Source organism: Chromatiales bacterium 21-64-14, assembly GCA_002255365.1.
In the GTDB taxonomy this organism is placed as follows: domain Bacteria; phylum Pseudomonadota; class Gammaproteobacteria; order 21-64-14; family 21-64-14; genus 21-64-14.
The window spans coordinates 1-5,880 of record NCBI01000083.1; the positions used below are offsets into that span (position 1 = coordinate 1).

Here is a 5,880-nt window from a genome sequence, read left to right on the forward strand (position 1 = left end):
CAACGCCCGCGCGATCCGACCCAATTCCTCGGCCAGCGCATATTGCTGTGCTTGATCGATGATGTTGCAGCCATGTGCTCCGGCTAGGATTGTATCGATGACCACCAATGTTGGCTGGTACTTATGCAGATAGTCGAGCACCCGTTGGCCGGTTGGAGTGATGTCCCATCCCTCCTGCCTGCCGTCACTCTGATACCCCCGCGCCCACCGTAATATAGGGCGATCGGGGATGGTGATGATGCGATCCGGATCAGGCTCGCACCCGGCGAGGGTCATGATTCTCCGCGCCATACGCCAGTGCATATTTTTGTTAGACGACTCTCCACCGATGATTGCTACCCGCCCACCGGTCACCGGCCAGCGGAACCATTGCCCTCCGCCCGCAGCGATGGTGGCCGCTAGGTGATAAATGATGGTGGATTTTCGGCTGCCCGGCGGCCCATACACATCGACGGCTCCCCCGAGTGGCAAGAGACCATCGATTAGCCAATCGATCTGCGGGGCCGGAGGAACAAAGGAGGACCAGTCCCAGATCTGTATCTTTACCGGCGGCTCCGCCGCCGATGCCGCCTGCGGCGGGCTTGCCGGGGCCGGAGCAGGAGGCTGGGCGGACTCGATCCCCTCTTTCACTGCGCCCGGACCGCGTGTGGTCAACACGTCCGCCCAGTCACTCACCCCCTGGGGTATTGCCACCAGGCCGAGTCCGCAGACTTCGCGGGCGGCCTCGAGCGCCGCGCGCTCGCCTACCTCACCCGAGTCCCCAGCGATCGTTATCCGGGCCGCGGGGTACCGCTCATGGATGATCTCAGCCGCGCCCACCAGTTGCCCGGCGCAGCCTGCGGCCACCGCAGGCAGGCCGGTGACCTGATGCACGGCCGCGGCGGTGGCCCATCCTTCGGCGATCACGATCATCGCGGCGTCGTCCAGGTCCAGGTCGCCGATGATTACACCGGCCCCGTCCATGCAGGACCCGTTTAGATATTTCTTTTTTCCCGGCCTCGGCCCCGCTGGGATGAACTGCACGGTGCGGGTCGCATCGCTCACGAGATCGACATAGCAGACGACCAGCTTGCCGTCGCCGGTGACCCGCGATCCATGGGCTGCTGTCAGCCCATGTCCGCGGAGGTAGGGGTGATCTACTGGAGCAGGGGGCGAGTTCTCCCACACCCTGGCGGCGGTCGCCGCCGCCTGCGCGGCCCGGCGCGCGCGTTCCTCCCGATCCTCGCGCTTGGCCTGCTCGATCTGCTCGCGCCGCGCGGCCTGCTCCGCCGGAGCCAAGGACCGTGAGGACCGTGAGGACCACTTGCCGTCCACCCCAGATCGGTGATCGCCATACGCACCCCATGCATCATCCCCAGAGATATGGAGCACATACCAGCCCGCGCCATCCCCGCTGCGCCCGTTGGTGCTGAACCTGTGGATTTGGCCGTCGGCGACGATCTGCTCGGGCACAGGGAGGCCCGCGGCGGCGATCGCGCTGGCGAATGCCTCGATTGGGTCTCGTAGCGTGAGCGTGGGCGTGGGCGCGCTCATTTCGCACCCCCAGCCCGGCCCCGGGAACCAGATCGAGGCCGCCCGGGGCCAGCCTTGCGATTCCGACCATCCGGACGCGGCGCGCCGGCTCGCTCAGCGAGCCAGGCATTGACATCCTGGATTTGCCACCGCGGGCCCGCGGGATAAGGCTGTGCGAACAGTCCCGATCGCGAGGCATAGATAGGCGGCTAGGGCCGCTGTGTCGAATAACCTCGGGGGTTCTCCGCCCCCGTCACCTTCAGTATCCCCGCCGCCCGCCGGGCCTGCTCGAGTTCGGTGTGCCTGCCTGGCCCGAGCGCGGGTACGAGGGGCGGTGATCGCCGCGCGCGGCGACCAGGTGGCTCGGGCGGCCGCTCGCCGGGCAGGCCGTCGGAGTCGCCGTTGGATCAGGCGCCAGAATGATGGCCTTCCATCCATAGGCCGGGCCAGCCTGCGCGCCCGCGCCGCGCGTCGGCCCTCCCGGCGCATTTCCTCGCATTTTACATTCCAGGCCGCTACTTCGGAGGCTAAATTAGTTATGATATCTATGGTATCCATCTCCACACCCCTTTGTTTGGTGTTATAGGTAATATACCATGCTTAATGAAAAACACCAAAACTTTCAATTGCTTGTGTATGGTATACCAGACACATCCGCGCGACCTAGGGGGGTATCGAAGACCGGAATCTATGGCACACTCCTGGCACACTGCCGGGCAAGTTCAACTAAAGTTCCATGTATATCCATACATACGCATAAACTGATAACGCATTGTTTATTATACAAACCAGTGGGTAAGGGACTGTTTTGCAAATACAATTGATCCCCCTCCTAAGGGGAAGGTCTCAGGTTCGAATCCTGACCGGGGCGCCATAACGCAGCAGAATTGGCGCGTGCGCCGTGCGTGGGGATCACGACCTTGCGACGCTGACGCGACGGCCCTACAAGGCTGCGCATCGCAGGGGTGTCGCCCCAAGCCGTCGGAGCATCGTTCGCAGCGCGATCTCGGAATTAGGGCGCCGCCCACGCGGGAGACCGAACACCCGCTTCCTGGATTTGATGGCCCGTGAGTCAATGAACGCATCACATGAGGCGCACTGCGCTTGGAGTCGAAACGACGCCGTGGCCTGCGCGCCGCACCACCCATCCTTCCACAAATTGCCCAGCCCGCGTCAACACGCCATAGCATCAACCTGACCACAATATGCGGAGCCGGTTAAATTCGCGCGTGGCGGGTGCACATTTTTCTCGATGATCTGTTTCGCGGCGCGCTTTGCCGCTTGCATCTCCCCATTAAAAATATTCGTTTCAAAGCTTCCGTTCGCCACTTTCACATCGGAAACCAGCTTCTTAAAATGACGGTATTCCTGCGTATCGATAGTCACCGACACCGACATTCCCGGCCTTAACGGGTGACGGTGCACCTCCTTCGGATCCAGGCTAATCCGCACAGGAACACGCTCCACAATATGGATATAGTTCCCGGTAGTGTTGTCGGGCGGAAAGAGGCTAAACGCGGTACCGCCCGCAGGGACTACCCCGATCACCCGTCCGTGAAACGTGACGTCCTCACCGTAAGTCTGCGCTTGAATCTGGACTGGCTCGCCCGTTCTTACGTGCGCCAATCTGGTCTCTTTGATATTGGCGGTTATCCATAAGTCGTTGAGCGGAACAATTGCCATGAGCCACTGACCTGGTTTTACCTGTTCACCAACCTGAACACGCCGATGGGCCACATATCCGTCAACCGGAGAAAGCACGATCGAGCGTCTATTCTGAATATACGTCTTGATGAAATTGGCTTCCGCCGTTTTTACGAACGGATTATCGTATACCGTTGTGCCCGTCACCAAAGCTTGGGCCTTATCCAAGGCCGCTTGCGCAGCGACGATCTGGCTATCGGTAATGGCGATATCAGCGCGAGTGTCAGATACTTTTTGGCTGGCGACACCACCAACGGCTTTGGCTTGCAAATAACGGGACAGATCGTCCATAAGTTTCGTTTGTTGGGCGCGCAAAACGGCGATTTCCGCTGTTTTCTGCGTAACCAACGCGAACCGGCTCTTGGTTTGACGAACCGCGCCCGCCAAGGACGCGGATGCGTTCGCCAGATTCGCCGAAGTCAACTGCTGTTCCTGACTGAGCAGCCATTGGTTGGCGTGGACAAACACGCTATCGTCCACGCCTATCTTGGTGACAACACCGGGCGTCAGGGCCACAACCGGGACTATATTCGTCTCGACATAGGCATCATCACTTTCGACTACTGGGCGCAAGAAAAAATACCAATAGGAACCGACCAACAAACCGATCAGTAACGCGAACGACCACATAACCCGCAACCGCTTCGATCTGATTTTGTCTCTCTCGATCATGCTGACCACCTTTGAAACCCGCCACCAAGGGCCGTAGCCGCATCTGTAACCGTCGATATCCAGTTCAATGTCTCCTCCAAATGTGTCTTGATTGCGATATTGAATTGTATTTTCGCTTGGATGAGCGGGATCTTGTCAGCAATACCGCTGTTGAACTGAGATGCTGCAACGTCTACAAGCGCCGCACTCTGCTGAACGACGTTCGCGTCTTCATTGAGCTGTTCCTTACTATGCTCGAGCGCAGCCAGATCTGTAGCCACTTGGCTGACCGCGGCGAGAACCGATTTATTGTAATAAAATACCGCCATATCGTAGGCGGACGCGCTCGCCTTAAACCTTCCCTCCAGGGCCCCTCCCTCGAAGATAGGCAAACTCACCGCCGGGCCAAATGCATACAAAAAACTACTCGCCTTAAGCAAATTGGATATACCAACACTGTTAAACCCAACTAGCGCTCGCAAATTGATATTGGGGTAAAAAGCTGCCCGTGCTGATTTTTCAACATGCACTGCGTGGCGGATATTCCAGAGCGCGGCCTGTATGTCAGGTCGCTGGGCGATAATATCCATGTCTATATCCCCGGGAACTTTAAAATTCACGGGTATCTTGCGCGCATCCATAGTCACGGGAATCCGATACGCCGGGCCCTTGCCAAGCAAGGTGGCCAGAGCGAATCCCAAGGCTGCTTCCTTTTGCCGAATCGCCGCGAGCGTGCTCTCTGCGTTTTGAATTTCCACTCGCGTAGTTAGCATCGCAACGGCGGACTGAATGCCCGCCCGATAATCCGCGGCCTGGATCCCACCTGCAGATTTGCTGAGCTTGACGATCCCCCCTTGGATATCCACCAGTTGCTGAGCTATCGCCAGCGCAAAATAGGTTTTTATGACCGCCGCGCTCAACATGAGGGCGCTCTGACGATATTCGGCATGAACCGCTTCAGCACCGGCTCGAGCCGCGGCAATATTTTCACGGTCTTCGCCGAAGACGTCCAAATGATAGCTCACCAACAGCGGGACGATTTCACCAACTGTGGACGTGGTCCCATTGTAAATTGCGTGATTGCCATTATCCGAGAGGTGAGCACGCGTAACCTGATTAATACTGTCAAAATGGGGCCATTCAGCAGCGTTAGCACGCAACAATTCCGCTTGCGCAAGGCGCATGCGGGCGCTGGCTTCGGCAAGCCCCGGATTGTTCTTAAGGGCCATCGCTACTAAGCGATTCAGGTTCGGATCCCGAAAGACGTGCCACCAGCGATTTGTCGACAGATCCGCCTGATGCGGTTGTACTGCCGCATTCGCGTTGCCGTGGGCATTTTGAAATCCGATGCCCTGGATTAGAGACGGCCCCTTAGGTAAGGCGGGAGCACAGGCGGTTTGCAAAAAAACCACCATAACAGTTGCAACACGCACATGGAACTTCATGGCTCCTCCCCGAGACTTTCGACGATCTGATCCAGAATTGGATCCGCGTGAACGGGATGTAGCGGGCTTGCGAACCAGATCAGCAGCGCAAATGCGAAGAAAACCAGCGCAAGGCTATTGAATAGGGTGTTCAGGGTAAGCAACCCGCTTTGGATCCCTATCTTGACCGCCAACAGGTGATGGGTAGCCGCTGCCGGCGCAGTGACGAATTTTGGCAGCGTCATTACGAAGCGCTCGGCGTCGCCGGCACCAAGGCTTACGAGATGATTTCTCTGATGCGCATTGATGCGGTCCCAAATGGTATCGGCGAATGCAATGATCAAACCCGCTGACAAATTACGCGCCGTGTTGAGTACATCGATAGCATGCAATTGGGACGTTTCGGGTATGTTGCTTAAAGAAATCGATGTCATTGGAACGAACAGCAATCCCAGTGCGGCCCCTTCCAGGAATTGTGGCCATAACAGACTTTCCCAACTGGCGGGCCGCATATAGCCTCCAAGCCACCAGTAGCTCAAGGCAAACCCCAGAAATGACAGGCATGCATACTGCCTAGGGTCATGTCCAT

At 58.1% G+C, this 5,880-nt stretch carries 4 protein-coding genes; all 4 read right to left on the reverse strand.

Going from position 1 to position 5,880, the window contains the following annotated elements; genetic code table 11:
• A partial coding sequence (locus B7Z66_15865) for a hypothetical protein (GenBank protein OYV74599.1) occupies positions 1–1,533 on the reverse strand: 1,533 nt, incomplete at its 3' end.
• Between the two features lie 1,152 nt (positions 1,534–2,685).
• Positions 2,686–3,888, reverse strand: coding sequence for a hypothetical protein (locus B7Z66_15870; GenBank protein OYV74600.1), 1,203 nt, complete (start codon positions 3,886–3,888; stop codon positions 2,686–2,688).
• The gene (locus B7Z66_15875) at positions 3,885–5,312 is read right to left on the reverse strand and encodes a hypothetical protein (GenBank protein OYV74601.1); all 1,428 of its coding nucleotides are present in this window, start codon (positions 5,310–5,312) and stop codon (positions 3,885–3,887) included. Before B7Z66_15875 ends, B7Z66_15870 begins: the two co-directional genes overlap by 4 nt.
• A complete protein-coding gene (locus tag B7Z66_15880) occupies positions 5,309–5,803 on the reverse strand; it encodes a hypothetical protein (protein ID OYV74602.1) in 495 nt (164 codons plus the stop codon). Before B7Z66_15880 ends, B7Z66_15875 begins: the two co-directional genes overlap by 4 nt.
• Positions 5,804–5,880: the final 77 nt, after the last annotated feature.

What these genes read in the sequence shown, in the direction of transcription:
- B7Z66_15875 (OYV74601.1), bottom strand. Translation starts at nt 5,312, where the DNA reads ATGAAGTTCCATGTGCGTGTTGCAACTGTTATGGTGGTTTTTTTGCAA.
- B7Z66_15880 (OYV74602.1), bottom strand. Translation starts at nt 5,803, where the DNA reads ATGCGGCCCGCCAGTTGGGAAAGTCTGTTATGGCCACAATTCCTGGAA.
- B7Z66_15870 (OYV74600.1), bottom strand. Translation starts at nt 3,888, where the DNA reads ATGATCGAGAGAGACAAAATCAGATCGAAGCGGTTGCGGGTTATGTGG.